The 14,663-nt window shown below is 67.6% G+C and carries 15 protein-coding genes and 1 pseudogene; 7 read left to right on the top strand and 9 right to left on the bottom strand.

All coding sequences use genetic code 11. The annotated features are described in order from the left end of the window. Nucleotides 1-185: 185 nt before the first annotated feature. The 7 genes and pseudogenes from ACEUEL_RS15450 to ACEUEL_RS15420 all read right to left on the bottom strand — a co-directional run. Nucleotides 186-325, bottom strand: a pseudogene (locus ACEUEL_RS15450) (transposase); the annotation flags it as partial. A 373-nt stretch (nt 326-698) separates the two neighbouring features. Beyond that, nucleotides 699-1,904, bottom strand: coding sequence for an NAD-dependent formate dehydrogenase (locus ACEUEL_RS15445; protein ID WP_405707205.1), 1,206 nt, complete (start codon nt 1,902-1,904; stop codon nt 699-701). Between the two features lie 273 nt (nt 1,905-2,177). After that, nucleotides 2,178-3,083: a LysR family transcriptional regulator gene (locus ACEUEL_RS15440; RefSeq protein WP_405707204.1), complete on the bottom strand. Its 906-nt coding sequence runs from the start codon at nt 3,081-3,083 to the stop codon at nt 2,178-2,180. Nucleotides 3,084-3,239: 156 nt separating this feature from the next. Beyond that, nucleotides 3,240-4,520 carry a TRAP transporter large permease gene (locus tag ACEUEL_RS15435; protein ID WP_405707203.1) on the bottom strand — a complete coding sequence of 427 codons (1,281 nt, stop codon included), beginning with the start codon at nt 4,518-4,520 and terminating at the stop codon, nt 3,240-3,242. After that, nucleotides 4,520-5,041 carry a TRAP transporter small permease gene (locus tag ACEUEL_RS15430; RefSeq protein WP_405707201.1) on the bottom strand — a complete coding sequence of 174 codons (522 nt, stop codon included), beginning with the start codon at nt 5,039-5,041 and terminating at the stop codon, nt 4,520-4,522. Before ACEUEL_RS15430 ends, ACEUEL_RS15435 begins: the two co-directional genes overlap by 1 nt. 91 nt (nt 5,042-5,132) lie before the next feature. Further along, nucleotides 5,133-6,098, bottom strand: a complete 966-nt coding sequence (locus tag ACEUEL_RS15425; protein WP_405707592.1) for a TRAP transporter substrate-binding protein — start codon at nt 6,096-6,098, stop codon at nt 5,133-5,135. Nucleotides 6,099-6,207: 109 nt separating this feature from the next. After that, nucleotides 6,208-6,996 carry a 2-keto-4-pentenoate hydratase gene (locus ACEUEL_RS15420; RefSeq protein ID WP_405707199.1) on the bottom strand — a complete coding sequence of 263 codons (789 nt, stop codon included), beginning with the start codon at nt 6,994-6,996 and terminating at the stop codon, nt 6,208-6,210. A 113-nt stretch (nt 6,997-7,109) separates the two neighbouring features. Here ACEUEL_RS15420 and ACEUEL_RS15415 point away from each other — a divergent pair, with 113 nt between their 5' ends. Genes ACEUEL_RS15415 through kduD form a run of 3 tightly spaced genes read left to right on the top strand, consistent with a single transcriptional unit; the run spans nt 7,110 to nt 9,428 of the window. Next, nucleotides 7,110-7,787, top strand: coding sequence for a GntR family transcriptional regulator (locus tag ACEUEL_RS15415; RefSeq protein ID WP_405707197.1), 678 nt, complete (start codon nt 7,110-7,112; stop codon nt 7,785-7,787). Nucleotides 7,788-7,824: 37 nt separating this feature from the next. Further along, nucleotides 7,825-8,664 (top strand): 5-dehydro-4-deoxy-D-glucuronate isomerase, encoded by an 840-nt coding sequence (gene kduI / locus ACEUEL_RS15410; RefSeq protein ID WP_405707195.1) that lies wholly within the window; start codon nt 7,825-7,827, stop codon nt 8,662-8,664. Beyond that, the gene (gene kduD, locus ACEUEL_RS15405) at nt 8,664-9,428 is read left to right on the top strand and encodes a 2-dehydro-3-deoxy-D-gluconate 5-dehydrogenase KduD (RefSeq protein WP_405707193.1); all 765 of its coding nucleotides are present in this window, start codon (nt 8,664-8,666) and stop codon (nt 9,426-9,428) included. The genes kduI and kduD overlap by 1 nt, the downstream gene beginning before the upstream one ends. Before the next feature lie 9 nt (nt 9,429-9,437). On the opposite strand, the gene hpt is transcribed toward kduD, so the two are convergent. After that, a complete protein-coding gene (hpt, locus tag ACEUEL_RS15400; protein ID WP_405707191.1) occupies nt 9,438-9,977 on the bottom strand; it encodes a hypoxanthine phosphoribosyltransferase in 540 nt (179 codons plus the stop codon). 207 nt (nt 9,978-10,184) lie between these two features. Here hpt and ftsE point away from each other — a divergent pair, with 207 nt between their 5' ends. The 4 genes from ftsE to ACEUEL_RS15380 all read left to right on the top strand — a co-directional run bounded on the left by ftsE (nt 10,185) and on the right by ACEUEL_RS15380 (nt 12,897). Then, nucleotides 10,185-10,844: a cell division ATP-binding protein FtsE gene (gene ftsE / locus ACEUEL_RS15395; RefSeq protein WP_405707189.1), complete on the top strand. Its 660-nt coding sequence runs from the start codon at nt 10,185-10,187 to the stop codon at nt 10,842-10,844. Beyond that, nucleotides 10,837-11,790 carry a cell division protein FtsX gene (locus tag ACEUEL_RS15390; RefSeq protein WP_405707187.1) on the top strand — a complete coding sequence of 318 codons (954 nt, stop codon included), beginning with the start codon at nt 10,837-10,839 and terminating at the stop codon, nt 11,788-11,790. Before ftsE ends, ACEUEL_RS15390 begins: the two co-directional genes overlap by 8 nt. Before the next feature lie 65 nt (nt 11,791-11,855). Further along, complete coding sequence (locus ACEUEL_RS15385; protein ID WP_405707591.1) at nt 11,856-12,446, top strand: YdcF family protein; 591 nt, start codon at nt 11,856-11,858, stop codon at nt 12,444-12,446. 124 nt (nt 12,447-12,570) lie between these two features. After that, on the top strand, nt 12,571-12,897 hold the full coding sequence (locus ACEUEL_RS15380; RefSeq protein ID WP_405707185.1) for a hypothetical protein: 327 nt from the start codon (nt 12,571-12,573) through the stop codon (nt 12,895-12,897). A gap of 254 nt (nt 12,898-13,151) precedes the next feature. On the opposite strand, the gene ACEUEL_RS15375 is transcribed toward ACEUEL_RS15380, so the two are convergent. Then, a complete protein-coding gene (locus tag ACEUEL_RS15375; RefSeq protein WP_405707183.1) occupies nt 13,152-13,700 on the bottom strand; it encodes a gamma-glutamylcyclotransferase in 549 nt (182 codons plus the stop codon). Between the last annotated feature and the right edge of the window lie 963 nt (nt 13,701-14,663).

The raw sequence follows: 14,663 nt of genomic DNA, 5'->3' as shown, positions 1-14,663 counted from the left end.
CAGCGTGACCCAAGGGAAGGAGATCTGTCAATAGTCTATCATATAAATATACAATCAGGCTCACTGCGCCGTCAGGCGCTACGCGACCGATATCGATCGTCGCGCAGCCGCTCATCGCGGGTTGTGCCAGAACCGTTAACGGGGAAGCCCTCCCCTGAGCAGGACGTGGAGACGCCGCCTTACCGCTTGGCGTTCTCGTTCGTCAGTGTCCGCAGCCGTGCCGCCTCCGATACGTCCACCCCACGGAGACTGGGCTGTATTTGTAGAGGCCGGCATCGCCGACCCCGTGCCTGCGGCACAGTTCCGAGACCGGCACTCCGGCCATTCATTTGGCCCATAGCCTCTGCCTGCAACGCGGTTATCAGGTCGCGGACCTCTCGGTCGTCTATTCAGGACTTCCTGACCAAAAATCCCGCGTGTCCCTGTATCGTCATCGACGACCTGCCGAAGGTTGAGAACCTCACGCGGCCGTTTTCCTAGAGTCTATCGCAGGAAGCCGACGCTGGTCGCCCCACGCGGGATCGGCATATCCCAGGGCGCGGATTGATCGACATCGGGCGGCATAAATGACAGGAGCGCTCCACGTTCGAGGAGCGCTCCTTGCGTTTCGCCATACGGGACGCGCCGGGAGGGGTGCGGTCCGGATGTCGCCACACCGGGACGCCGCGCGAACGGCGCCCCGATTTTCAGACGGCCGATCAGACCGCTTTCTTGAACTTCACCGCCTCTTCGGATCCTCCGGTGGCATTGCCCTTCGAGTAGGAATGCGCGCCGACGCCGGCAAGGTTGCCGCCCTGCACGATGAGGTATTCATCGCGGATGGGACGCCCCTCGAAAAAGCACTCCAAAATTTCGCGCGTGCCGGCCGCGTAGCGGGTCTGGGCGGTGAGGGAGGTGCCGGAGATGTGCGGCGTCATGCCTTCCCACTTCATGGTGCGCCAGGGATGATCCTGCGGCGCGGGCTGCGGGAACCACACGTCGCCGGCATAGCCTGCAAGCCGTCCGCTCTCGATGGCGCGGACGATGGCATCACGGTCGCACAGCTTGCCGCGCGCGGTGTTGACGATGTAGGCGCCGCGCTTGAACAGCTTCAACGTCTCGTCATTGATCATGTGCTCGGTTTCGGGGTGCAGCGGGCAGTTGAGCGTCACCACGTCGCAATGGGGGTACATCTCCTCGCGGGTGGCATGGAAGGTGAGGTTCAGCTCGCGCTCGACAGCTTCCGGCAGGCGGTGGCGGTCGGTGTAGTGCAGCTTCACGTCGAAGGGTGCGAGACGGCGCAGCACGGCGAGTCCGATGCGCCCGGCGGCGACGGTGCCCACGCTCATCGCCTCGAGGTCGTAGGAGTGCGCCACGCAGTCGGCGATGTTCCAGTCGCCCTTGCGCGCCCAGTCGTGCGAGGGGATGTAGTTGCGCACGAGGCCGAGGATCATCATCACCACGTGCTCGGCGACGCTGATCGAATTGCAGTAGGTGACTTCGGCGACGGTGATGTTGCGGTCGATCGCCGACTGAAGGTCGACATGGTCGGAGCCGATGCCGGCGGTGAGCGCCAGCTTGAGGTTCTTCGCCTTGGCGATGCGCTCGGGGGTGAGGTAGGCTGGCCAGAACGGCTGCGATATCACCACGTCGGCGTCGACGAGTTCCTTCTCGAACACCGAGTCCGGGCCGTCCTTGTCCGAGGTCACGACCAGCGTGTGGCCCTGGGATTCGAGATATTTGCGCAGGCCGAGTTCACCGGAAACGCTGCCCAGCAGGGTGCCCGGCGTGAAGTCGATGGCCTTCGGGGTCGGCAGGGTCTGGCCACCCGGATAGTGGTCGATCTTCGGCAGGTCATCGCGGGCATAGGTCTTGGGGTAGCCGTCAATCGGATCGTCATAGAGGACGCACAGAACCTTCGCCATCGCGGCATCTCCTCGTGTGAATGGACCGGCGAGGACGCTCCCGCCACGGCATTGCGTGGCCGGCCTGAGCCGCAAAGTGCGGTTCGATGGTGTGCTGTTCCGGCCGCTGGGGCCGCAGGCGCGTCCTCGGCGGCGATCGTCCGGGCTTGTCCCGCTCCGGTCTGTGTCGCCGACCGTGCGACTGTGCCCGCCTCGCCGCCGTCGCTCAAATCGAATGGGCGAAACGATCGATAGACAACGCGAATGAAGATCCGCCGTGCCCTCGACCGGGCCTCAGGAGATCGGGCGGAACAGGGCGTCCCGATCGGCCCGTCCGGCCATGCGGAAGAGGGCGTCTGCCACGGGGCTGACGGGGTCGCGATCGGAAATCACCAGCCCGATCGGCTGGTTGTGCACCGGCTCGGCGAGCGGGACGGCGATGAGATCCGCGGTCGCGCCCTCGCGCAGGCAGGCGAGCGGGACGATCGAGGCGAGGCCGGCATGCCGGATGAAGGACCACACGCCCATGAAGCTGTTGGTCTCGACGAGGGGGCGCGAGGCTAGGCCCTCCTCCGCCATGACCTGATCGACGATACGCCGGTTCTGCATGTCCGGCGTCAGCAGGCAGAGGGGCGCCGCCGCGGCCTCGGCCCAGCCCACCGTTCGCTGCTGGGCCATCGGGTTGTCGGCGCGAACGACGAAAACATAGCGTTCACGATAGAGCGTCAGCCGCCGGACGCGATTGAGCGGCTCATTGTCGAGATAGGTAATCCCGGCATCCAGCTCGAGTTCGTCGAGCCCGCGCTGGATGGTGGCGGATGAGACCGCCAGCATCTGGACCTTGACCTCGGGATGGCGCACGCGGAAGGGAGCGAGCAGCAGCGGCGCGGCAGGGACCGTCGCCGGAATGACGCCCACCCGCAGCGTTCCGGTCAGACGACCTCCCGTCTCGGCCCGCTCCTGGCGCAGGCTGTCATAGTCGGCCACGATCTGGCGCGCCCAGCCGAGCACGCGCTCGCCCTCGGCGGTGAGGCCCAGGAAACGGTGGCCGCGCACGACTATGGGGACGCCGAGCTCCTGTTCCAGCTTGCGGATGCCGGCGGAGAGCGTCGGCTGGGAAACGTTGCAGGCTTCGGCCGCCCGGCCGAAATGCTTCTCCCGGGCGAGGGCGACGAGATAGTTCATCTGGCGTACGAACATGCCGCCATCATGCCATCGGCTGGGCTCCCGGAACAGGATCGAGGAGCACCTCGGCGCGAAAATCGCCTCGAATCCGTGCCGTTGAGCCGATTTTCGTCGTGATGAATGGCGGAAACGCCCCGTTTCTGGAGTGTTTCGAAGGTGGGTTGTCAGCGGTCAGCGGAACTGGGCCGGTAGCCAGAGCGAGAGCGCCGGTATGTACGTCACCAGCAGCAGCACGAAGACGCTGGCGCCGAAGAACGGCCAGATGGTGCGCATCGCCTCGCGGATGGTTATGCCACCAACCGCGCAGCCGACGAACAGCACGGTGCCCACGGGGGGCGTGTTGAGGCCGATGCCGGCATTGAGGATCATCACCACGCCGAAATGCACGGGGTCGATCCCGAACGCCTTCACCACCGGCAGCAGCACCGGCGTGCAGATGATGATCATCGGCGCCATGTCCATGAAGGTGCCGAGGAACAGCAGCGCGACGTTGATCAGCAGCAGCACCATGATCGGGTCGCTGGAGATCGTCTTGATGGCGGCGATGGTGGACTGCTGCACCTGCAGATAGGCCATCAGCCAGCCGAAGGACGCCGCCGCGCCGATGACGAGAAGCACCATCGCGGTCGTGCGCACCGCGCCCGCGGTCGCCTCCAGGAAGCCGTGCCAGTCGAGTTCGCGGTAGACGAGTGTCGCGATGAGCAGCGCATAGAGCACGGCGATGCAGGAACTCTCCGTCGCGGTGAACACACCCGAACGTACGCCGCCGAAGATGATGGCGATGAGGAGCAGGCCGGGCAGCGAGGCGAGCAGGTAGTAGCCGAGGCGGGAGAAGCCCGGAAAAGGTTCGGAAGGATAGCCCCGCCGGCGGGCCACCCAATAGGCAGTGACCATCAGCGAAAGCGCCAGCAGCAGGCCCGGCACGATGCCCGCGGTGAAGAGGTCGGCTACGGAAACGTTGCCGCCCGCCGCGATCGAATACAGAATCATGTTGTGCGAGGGCGGGATCATCAGCGCGATGATCGCGGCGTTCACGGTGACGTTCACCGCATAGTCGCGGTCGTAGCCGCGCCGGGCCATCTGCGGGATCATGAGGCCGCCGACCGCCGAGGCGTCGGCGACGGCCGAGCCGGAGATGCCGCCGAACAGGGTGGAGGCGACGATGTTGACCTGGCCGAGGCCGCCCCGCAGGTGACCGACCAGGCCGGCGGCAAATCGGATCAGCCGGCCGGCGATGCCGCCGCGCACCATCAGGTCGCCGGCGAAGATGAAGAACGGGATCGCCATCATGGCGAACACGCTCATGCCGGAGTTCATCTGCTGGAACACCACGATCGGCGGCAGGCCGAGATAGAGCACCGTCGCCAGCGAGGAGATGCCGAGACAAAAGGCGATCGGCGTGCCGATCAGCATGAGAAGGGTGAAGGTTCCGAACAGGATCAGATAGACCATCACACCACCTCCTGCACGGCGACCGCCGCGTCGATCTCGATGCCGAGGATCGCGTCGACCAGCCGTTCCGCTGCGAAAAGCGCGATCAGCACGCCGCCGCCGATCAGGGGAAAGAAGTCCACGCCGCCGGGAAGCCCGAGCACGGGGATGGTGGCAGTCCAGGTGCCGATGGCGAGCTGTGCGCCATACCAGGCCATCGCCGCCCCGAAGAGCGTCACGAGGCCGAGATTGACGATGTCCATGAGGCGTCGCACCGTCGGCGAGGCGAGGTGGTGAAACAGGTCGAGGCCGAGATGCACGCTCTCGCGCACGCCGACCGCGGCCCCGAGCAGGATGAACCAGGCCATGAACTGCAGCGAGATGGGCTCGGCCCAGCTCGGCGTGTCGTTGAGGACGTAACGGGCGAAGACCTGCCAGCCGACGACGGCCGTCATGGTGACGAGGCCGATGCTCGCGATCCAGAGCGCGGCCTTGGAGAGAAACGCCAGAATCGGCCGGATGGTCAGCAGGAACGACGTCATCGAGGCAGTCCTCGTTCGCCGGGAGGATGCGTGCGCCCGAGAGAGCGCACGCCGGGAAAGCCGTGGCGGGTCGGACGGGACCGGCTGGCGGCTACTGGACCGCCTGGATCCGCGTCACCAGATCCTTCATGCCCGGCTCGGTGACGAACTTGTCGTAGACCGGCTTCATCGCGTCGATGAAGGGCTGCTTGTCGACGGTGATGACGTTGACGCCGGCGGCGCGGACCTTCTCTTCCGAGGCCTTTTCCCGCGCGCTCCACAGTTCGCGCATCTTGACCACCGACTCCTTGGCTGACTCGCGCAGGATCTTCTGGTCGTCGGGGGAGAGCTTGTCCCAGCTGATCTTGGAGATCACCAGCGCCTCGGGCGCCAGCGAGTGCTCGGTGAGGGTGTAGTTCTTGGCGACCTCGAAATGGCGCGAGGATTCATAGGAGGGCCAGTTGTTCTCGGCGCCGTCGACCACGCCGGTCTCGAGCGAGGAGTAGACCTCGCCGAACGGCATCGGCGTCGCATTGGCGCCGAAGGCCTGCATCATGGCGATCCACAGGTCCGACTGCTGGACGCGGATCTTCTGGCCCTTGAGGTCGGCGAGCGACTTGATCGGCTTCTTGGTGGTGTAGAAGGAGCGTGCGCCGGAATCGTAGAAGGCGAGGCCGACCAGCCCGTGCGGGGTGAAGGCGGCGAGGATCTCGTCGCCGATCGGGCCGTCCACCACCTTATGCATGTGGTCGACCGAGCGAAACAGGAACGGCATGCCGAGCACCTTGGTTTGCGGCACGAGATTGTTGAACGGCGCTGTATTCACGCGGTTCATGTCGATCACGCCGAAGCGGGTCTGCTCGATCGTGTCCTTCTCGCTGCCGAGCGCGGCATTGTTCATGACCTGGATCTTGATCCGGCCATTGGTCTTCTGCTCGACCAGCTTGCCCATATAGGCGACGGCCTCGACGGTGGGGTAGCCGTCGGGATGGATGTCGGCGGAGCGCAGGGTGATGGTCTGCGCGACGGCTGGGCCGGCGAGCGCGGAGACAGTGAGCGCGCCGGCAAGGGAGAGCATGCGAACGGTCTTCATGAAGCGTTTCCTCCGGTTGTCGCGGACGGTTGCCCCGCCCTTCGTCGATCTGCGCGGCCGGTCGTTGCCGGTCGTGGCAATGTAAATAGTATGACTATTTTTTCCCGTCTGGGCAGGGGCTGAAATCCACCTCGAAGGTGCCGATACCCGGAAATTCGAGGCGGGCGACTTGTCCGATCCGGACGGAATGGACGCCGGTGGTCATACCTGTTAGCACCACATCGCCCGGCGCCAGCGTGCGGCCGCGCCCGGCCAGCTGCGCCGCGAGGAAGGCGACGGCCGCGAACGGCCCGCCCGGCACCCGCGCGGCGCTGCCCTCGCCGACGAGCGCGCCGTCGACGACGGTCCGCGATATCAGCCCTTCCCAGTCGCCGAAGCGGGCGTCGGGTATCTGCGGCCCGACGATGGCGCCGGCATTGTTGCCATGGTCGGAGATCACCGCGCCCGGCCCGATCGCGTTGATCGTCGCCAGCGGGCTGGAGGCGATCTCGGCGCCGACATGGAGGCTGGCGAAGGCGCGGGTGTCGCCGAGCCATTCGCCCGGCTCGGTCGGTGGCGTGCCGGTGACACGCACGACGAATTCCGCCTCGACAGCGGCAAAGCCGCCTTCGAAAACGCGCGCCGTAACGCGGCCGCCATCGGCGACGGTCTGCACCGTGCCGGCCGCGATCGGCCCGACCAGGCGCTCGGCGGTGTAGCGCTCGCGGAAGGCGGGCGCGATCATCGCCACCTTCCAGCCGACCGGAGCGCCAGGGACGAGGGCGAGCGCCGCGTCCTGTATGGCGTAAGCACCGGCGAGGTCGGCCGGCAGGGTTCCGGGAAAATCGGCCAGCGGCCGGGCTTCGGCGCGGGCCGCGACCAGTTGCTCCGCCGTGCTCGCCACTCTGCGCCTCCCGCTCTCAACCGTCGATCATTTTTGGTATGGTAGATAGTGCTTCTAGTATGGTAGAACGTCAAGCGTAAATCGGAAGCGACGTCGCGGTGGAGGGTGAGGCGGTGAACATCGGGATCGGCGATGCGGTGCAGACCAGCGCGCGCCGCGTCGAGCAGGAAATCCGCCGGGCGATCATCACCATGGAGATCGAGCCGGGCGCGCCGCTGTCGGAGCAGGACATCGCGGCCCGCTACCGCGTCTCCCGCCAGCCGGTGCGGGAGGCCTTCATCGCGCTCTCGCGGGCGGGGCTGGTGGAGATCGTGCCGCGCCGGGGCACCTTCGTCGTCAAGATATCGCTGGAGCGCATGCTGGAAGCCCGCTTCATCCGCGAATCGCTGGAGAGCGCGGTGGTGCGCCGGGCTTGCGAGCGCTTCGATGCCAGCGTGCGCACCCGGATCGATTTCTATCTCGATGCCCAAGCGCTCGCCGCCGAGGCGGGGGAGCATTACGAGTTTCAGCGCGCGGACGAGATGTTCCATGCCGCGCTGGCGGAAGGGGCGGGTTGCCCCTCGGCGTGGACGGTGATCGACGACATCAAGGCGCATATGGACCGGGTGTGCCACCTTACCCTGCCGTCGGCGACCGCGCTGCCGCGGCTGATCGACCAGCACCGCGCCATCCTCGCCGCCATCGATGCGCGCGATCCGGATGCCGCCGAGGCGGCGCTGCGGGCGCACCTGTCGGAAATCCTGAAGGCGCTGCCGACCGTGCGGGCGGCCCATGCCGAACTGTTCATCTGAAGACGGCCGGCCAACGGTCCATCATGGAGGGAGCATCATGAACATCCGCCACGCCGTCCATCCCGCGCAGGCCGAGGCGCTCGACAGCGAGGGGCTGCGCGCGCATTTCCTGATCGAGCGGGTGTTCGAGGACGGCCGCATCACCGCCGCCTACACCTATTACGACCGCATGCTCGTGCTCGGCATCGCCCCGGCTGCGGCGCCGCTGGCAATGGGCGCGGAGATCGCCACGCTGGTGGGCACCGACTTCCTGCTGGAGCGGCGCGAGCTCGGCGCCATCAATGTCGGGGAGGGGCCGGCGCGTGTCCTTGCCGACGCTGAGGAATTCATCGTCGGGCCGCAGGAAGCGCTCTATCTCGGCATGGGCGCGCGCGCGTTGACCTTCGCCAATGTCGATACCGCGCGCCCGGCGCGGCTCTACGCCAATTCGGCGCCCGCGCACATGCGCCATCCGAGCCGCGTGGTGCGCCGGGAAGAGGCTTCACCGCAGCCGATGGGCAGCCTGGAGACGTCGAACAAACGGACCATCTTCAAATACCTGCATCCCGGCGTGCTGCCGACCTGCCAGATCGTGATGGGCCTCACCCGGCTGGAGCCGGGCAGCGTGTGGAACACCATGCCGGCCCATACGCATGATCGGCGCATGGAGTCCTATTTCTATTTCGAACTGGCGCCCGACAGCATGGTGCTGCACCTGATGGGGCGCCCCGAGGCGACGCGCCACATCGTCGTGCGCAACGAGCAGGCGGTGCTGTCGCCGCCCTGGTCCATCCATGCAGGGGCCGGCACCGGCGCCTATGCCTTCATCTGGGCGATGGCGGGCGACAACCAGTCCTTCGGCGACATGGACTTCGTGCCGATGGCGGAACTGCGCTGATGAGCGCCGGCGCTCTCTTCGACCTGCCGGGGCGTACCGCGCTGGTGACCGGCGCGCGCACGGGTCTCGGCCGGGCGATCTCACTGGCGCTGGCTGAGGCGGGCGCCGACATCATCGGCCTCGGCTCCCAGCCGATGCCGGAGACGGCGGAGCGCGTGGAGGCGCAGGGGGGGCGCTTCCACGAGGTGGTGCGCGACCTCGGCGATGCCTCGGGGCTCGACCTCCTCGTCGAGGGCATCGAGGCGGCACACGGGCCGATCGACATCCTCGTCAACAATGCGGGCATCATCCGCCGCGCCGACGTGCTCGATTTCACCGAGGCCGACTGGGACGCGGTGATGGACGTCAACCTGAAGAGCCTGTTCTTCCTGTCGCAGGCGGTGGCGCGGCGCTGGGCGCTTCGTGCGACGCCCGGGCGAATCATCAACATCGCCTCGCTGCTTTCCTTTCAGGGGGGCATCCGCGTGCCGTCCTACACCGCCGCCAAGCACGGTGTCGTCGGCATCACCCGGCTGATGGCGAACGAACTCGCGCCACGCGGCATCACCGTGAACGCCATCGCGCCGGGCTACATGGAAACCGACAACACCAGCGCGCTGCGGGCCGATCCCGTCCGCACCCGGCAGATTCTGGAGCGCATACCGGCGGGCCGCTGGGGCGTGCCGGACGACCTCGCGACGGCCGTACTGTTCCTGGCCTCGCCCGCGTCGTCCTATGTCACGGGCGCGGTCATTCCGGTCGATGGTGGCTGGCTGGCACGGTGACCTCGGCCATCAGCCCGCAGCCTCGGGAATGTAGCCGATGAAGGGAAGCTGCCGGAAGGCATGGGCGACATCCATGCCGTAACCGACGACGAAATAGTCCGGGCACTTGAACCCGACGAAGTCGGCCTCGATCTGCACCGCGCGCTTATGCGGCTTTTCCAGCAGCACGCAGACGAAGACACGCCTCGCCCCCCGGGCGGCCAACAGGTCCTTGGCGAAGGCGAGGGTGCGTCCCGATTCGAGGATGTCGTCGATCAGCAGCACGTCGCGGCCGCGCACTTCGGTCTCGACATCGCGCAGCACGGTGACGTGGCCGGATGAAATGGTGGCGTTCCGGTAGCTCGACAGGGTGATGAATTCGACCTCCGGTGCCAGTCCGGCGCCGTGCATGGCGCGGATCAGATCGGCGGCGAACACGAAACTGCCCTTGAGTACGGCGATGACGACCAGCTTCTCGGGTTTCGCGGCCACGATCTCGGCGGCAAGTTCCTGGTTGCGCGCGGCGATCGTCTCGGCGTCGAACAACACCTCTATGGTCTGCTGGTCCATCGTCTTCCTCGAACAACTGTGCCGCCGTGGCGCGGCGGTCGCCACGGCAGGATGGACCGTCGGGCGGGAGGCCGTCCACCCTCGGCGCCGAATGCCGGTTCCGCACCGGTGTCGCTCGTCGCCGAATATGCTAGTGCGGAGGGGGCGGGGTAGAGCAGGCGGGGCAGAATCGGTTTTGCCGAAGGGTTCGGCGCGAGGGTTTCGGGATTGGTCCGCTTCGAGAATGTCGGTCTTCGCTACGGCATGGGCCCGGAGGTGCTGCGTGACGTCACGTTCGGCATACCGCCGCGCTCGTTCCAATTCCTCACCGGTCCATCCGGCGCGGGCAAGACCACGCTGTTGCGGCTGATGTTCCTGTCACTGCGGCCGACCCGCGGGCTGATCAACCTGTTCGGCCGCGACGTGTCGCTGATGGGGCCGGACGAGATGGCGCTGATCCGCCGCCGGATCGGCATCGTGTTTCAGGACTTCCGGCTGCTTGATCACCTGACCACGTACGAGAACGTGGCGTTGCCTTTGCGGGTGCAGGGGCGCGCCGAGGAAAGCTACCGCGCCGAAGTCACCGAACTGCTGCACTGGGTGGGCCTGGGCGAGCGCATTCACGTGCTGCCGCCGGTGCTGTCGGGCGGCGAGAAACAGCGGGCGGCCATTGCCCGTGCCCTCATCAGCCGGCCCGAGATGCTGCTGGCGGACGAACCCACCGGCAATGTCGATCCCCACCTCGCGCGACGCCTGCTGCGCCTGTTCGTCGAGTTGCACAAGTCCGGGACGGCGGTCTTGATCGCGACCCACGACATCGCCTTGATGGACCAGTTTGATGCCCGGCGGCTGGTGATCTCCGATGGACGGCTGCGGATCTATGACTGAAATCCCCCACCAATCCACCCAGGCGGGCGAAGCCGGACCGGTCGCACACCCGACCTCGCCGATCGTTCCCGGCGCCACGGTGACGGGCCATGCCCTCATCGCGGTGGTCGCCATCATGACGTTCCTCGCGGGCCTCACCATCGGCGGTGTATCCGCCGTCCGCAGCCTTGCCGCGGACTGGACATCCGAAATCGTGCGCGAAACGACGATCCAGATCACTCCCGCCGACGGGCTCGATGTTGCCGCCGCCCTGGCGAAGGCGGTCGAGGTGGCGCAGGGGGTTCCGGGCGTCACCTCCGCCCGCGCGCTCGGACCGTCGGAAACCGCCAGCCTGCTGGAACCCTGGCTCGGCAGCGGCCTCGATCTGTCGAGCCTGCCGGTGCCGCGTCTCGTGGTGGTCACGCTGGCATCGGGCGGGCGCGCCGATACGATCGCCGCGTTGCGGAAGGCGCTCGGCGAGAGCGTCCCCTCCGCCAGCCTCGATGATCACCGCCAATGGTCGGACCGGCTTTCCGGTACGGCGCAAACGGTCGTCGCCCTGGGGCTTGCGGTCCTGGCGCTGGTTTCGGCGGCAACGGTGCTGTGCGTCGTGTTCGCAACGCGGGCGGCTGTCGCGGCCGCGCGCTCGATCGTCGAGGTGCTGCATTTCGTCGGCGCCCACGACACCTTCATCGCCGCGGAATTCCAGCATCATTTCCTGAATGTCGGGCTGCTTGGCGGGGCCATCGGCGGGGGGGCGGCGATGGCGATGTTCTTCGCCTTCACCACCGTGCCTTCCTGGCTGCGCGGGACGTTCGATATCAGCGGTGCCCAGACGCTGATCAGCGGCATGGCTCTGGATCCCCGCGGCTATGGCGGCATCCTGGGCGTGAGCGTGCTGGTGGCGCTGGTGACGGCGGTGACGTCGCGCGTGACCGTCTATCGCACCCTGCGCCATATCAGCTGAGCGCGACCGTGTCCGGCGCCGCTCCATATGCTCCTCGCCCCCCCAGCCGGCTCCGCCGCTTGCTCGTGCTCGCCCTGCTGGGCGGGACGGCGAGCCTTGGGCTGTTCGTGGCGGGATTTGTGTGGTTTCTCAACCTCATCGAATGGCGGGACACGCCCTTCACGCAGTCCGCCAACGCCATCGTCGTGCTCACCGGCGGGGCCGACCGCATCGCCGAGGCGACCGATCTGCTCGCGCAGGGCCGAGGTGAGCGGCTGCTGATCACCGGCGTCCACCCCGACACGACGCTGCAGGAGATCGGGCAGACCGTTCCATCGGCCCGCCGGGTGCTGGAATGCTGCGTCGACATCGGACGGTCGGCACTCAACACGCGCGGAAATGCCATCGAAACGGCCGACTGGACGCACCAGCACCGGTTCCACTCCCTGATCGTCGTCACCTCGGCCTGGCATATGCCACGCGCGCTGGTGGAATTGCGGCGCGTGCTGGGCAGTGTCGAACTCGTGCCCTATCCGGTCGTCACCGACCGCATGCGGGAAACGCCGTGGTGGAGCCTGCCCACCACACGGCTGCTGCTGGTCGAGTACCTCAAGTTCCTGCTGGCGCAGGCCCGCATCCGCACCTCTCCGGCCGTGGCGGCCGAGCCAACCACCTGAAATTCAACGATTACGGGCATGATGCGGCGGGTGCGGGAACCAATGCGCGCGTCGCGCGATTAACCATGAAGCAGAAGTTGACATCCACAGCGAATGTTCTAACTTTGTTCTCATGATCATGGCGATGGACGACGTGCTTCTCGACGACGGACCGCTGGCGGCAGCGGTTGACCCGCGCCTTTCGGGGCGCTTCCGGCTGTGGCGCGGCAAAGATGGGCAGCGCCACGTCTATTCGGTTTATCATCTTGATGACGCTCCCGATTATCCGGCGGCCGTAGCCCTCGCGGTGCGCCGTATGGAAGACCGGCGCGTGGTGGTCTGGGCCGGGCCGGCCGGCGCGGGCGCGCGGCGGGCGGCCGAACGGGCGGGCGCCGACGAGATCCACCTGCGGATTCTCCCCGACGCCGAGAGCGGTCCTCTCGCTCCGGCCGACGGTTCCGAGTGGCATTGATCGCACGTTCCATCCGGTTCGATGGGGTGGATGGTCAGTGCAGTGGGGTGGATGGTCGGTGCAGTCAGGCCGATCGGTGCGACACGCCCCACGGGGTGCGTCGGGAGCGCTTGGGTCCGTTTCCCTGACGCGTCCACGCGTCGCCCGCTGCCCGGCTCGGGTGTCGACGGGCGAGCTGAGCGACGTCGCGTATCCGGCCGGACGTCGTGCATCCGGCCCTGTGATGCCGCGCAGACCGTGTGCCGCCGTGGAGCTCAGAGACGTTCGACGATCCAGCGCAGTTCCGGATCGTCGAGGCCGAGTTCGGCGAGATGGGCGAGGGTGGCCGTCACATAATCGGGATTGGGTCCGCCCACGCCATGCCCCGCGCGCACGATGCGCAGCCGAACCTCGCGGTCGAGGCTGCCGGCATATTGCGGGTGGCTGCGGTCGACGAGATAGGTGAGAGCCGGCACCGTCCGCTCGCTGCCGTCCTTCAACCAGACGCGGCGGGTCGATTCGCGATAGATGCGGGTGACCTGTTCGCGCTCGCGCAGATAGGCGATGGTTGCGTCGCGCTGGGCCGACGCGATCCGGAACGCGACGCCCATGCAACTGCCGCCCTGGTCGAGGCCGAGCACGAGGCCGGGACGCTCGGGCGTGCCGCGCCAGTGCACCGACAATACGCAGAGCGAGCGGTGGGCGCCGATCAGCCGCGCCCCGCAGCGCTCCTCATAGGCGAAACCGGGGTTCCACATCAGCGAGCCATAGCCGAACACCCAGAATTCATCGGTTTCGGTCGACGAGGATGGGGGATGCGGCATCGGAGGGTGCTGGTCGGAACGGAGGAGCGTGGACATGCGACGCGGCGGCCGCGACGTCGCGAGGTGCGGCGGCGATGTCCGGATGAAAGAGGCCAGCCGCCGGCAAAAAGCAAGCCCGCCGATTTGGCGGGCGGAGGGCGGAGCGCACGGGGCCGTTGCGATCCCGCGCCGGTCGTCGCCGGCAAGGCGACCGTCCTGCCCGCGCCGAGCGCCCGTCTCCTCGACCACGCCGAATGGCGTGACGCCGCCCTTGCCGCGGCGGATCGCGGCCCTATCGACCGCGAGCGATTCGCTGGTGGGCGTTCAGCCCCGTCCGCGTCGTGTCCGCGCGGTTGGTTCTGCCCATGTCGGCGTTCCGCCCGCCCGGCCTGCCGGGCGCCGCGCGATCCGCGGGCAACGGGAGCGGCGCGCTCCCGTTCGGGCATGTACCCGGCGCCCGATGTCGTCGTCCCGACCGCCCGTCTGCCGGGCGCCGTGCTATCCGTGGGCAACGGGCGGCGCATCTCCGGCCGGGCATGTACCCGGTGCCTATGTCGTCGTTCCGACCGCCCGTCTGCCGGGCGCCGTGCAATCCGCCGGGCAACGGGCGGCGCACCTCCGGCCGGGCATGTACCCGGCGCCCATGTCGTCGTTGCGACCGCCGGCCTGCCGGGCCCTGTGCGATCCGCCGGGCAGCGGGAGCGGCGAAACTTCCGACCGGGCAGGCGGGTCCGGGGCACCCGGCCCCGCAGAGACATCGCGGACAGAGCCGGCAGGCGACGGCGGGCTTTCACTCCACCTCAGGCGACGCCGGGCTTTCATTCCCCTCAGCTGCAATGCAAAAGCCCCCCGGGCCGTCTTCTGGCGTCTGTAATCGGGCGTCGAGCTGGGCGCTGCGGGCCGTTGGCGGACCAGCCCATGGGGCACTCGGCATCGTCGCGGATAGAGCCGGCCTGCATGCCGATGGCCGGGCACCCGGCGCGG

Origin of the sequence: Ancylobacter terrae (genome assembly GCF_045108345.1) — a bacterium.
Taxonomy (GTDB): Bacteria; Pseudomonadota; Alphaproteobacteria; order Rhizobiales; family Xanthobacteraceae; genus Ancylobacter.
This window is presented reverse-complemented; position numbering and strand designations above follow the sequence as displayed.

Coding starts and splice junctions, on each gene's coding strand:
- ACEUEL_RS15445 (WP_405707205.1), bottom strand. CDS start 1,904: ATGGCGAAGGTTCTGTGCGTCCTCTATGACGATCCGATTGACGGCTAC.
- ACEUEL_RS15440 (WP_405707204.1), bottom strand. CDS start 3,083: ATGTTCGTACGCCAGATGAACTATCTCGTCGCCCTCGCCCGGGAGAAG.
- ACEUEL_RS15435 (WP_405707203.1), bottom strand. CDS start 4,520: ATGGTCTATCTGATCCTGTTCGGAACCTTCACCCTTCTCATGCTGATC.
- ACEUEL_RS15430 (WP_405707201.1), bottom strand. CDS start 5,041: ATGACGTCGTTCCTGCTGACCATCCGGCCGATTCTGGCGTTTCTCTCC.
- ACEUEL_RS15425 (WP_405707592.1), bottom strand. CDS start 6,098: ATGCTCTCCCTTGCCGGCGCGCTCACTGTCTCCGCGCTCGCCGGCCCA.
- kduI (WP_405707195.1), top strand. CDS start 7,825: ATGAACATCCGCCACGCCGTCCATCCCGCGCAGGCCGAGGCGCTCGAC.
- kduD (WP_405707193.1), top strand. CDS start 8,664: ATGAGCGCCGGCGCTCTCTTCGACCTGCCGGGGCGTACCGCGCTGGTG.
- hpt (WP_405707191.1), bottom strand. CDS start 9,977: ATGGACCAGCAGACCATAGAGGTGTTGTTCGACGCCGAGACGATCGCC.
- ACEUEL_RS15390 (WP_405707187.1), top strand. CDS start 10,837: ATGACTGAAATCCCCCACCAATCCACCCAGGCGGGCGAAGCCGGACCG.
- ACEUEL_RS15380 (WP_405707185.1), top strand. CDS start 12,571: ATGGACGACGTGCTTCTCGACGACGGACCGCTGGCGGCAGCGGTTGAC.
- ACEUEL_RS15375 (WP_405707183.1), bottom strand. CDS start 13,700: ATGCCGCATCCCCCATCCTCGTCGACCGAAACCGATGAATTCTGGGTG.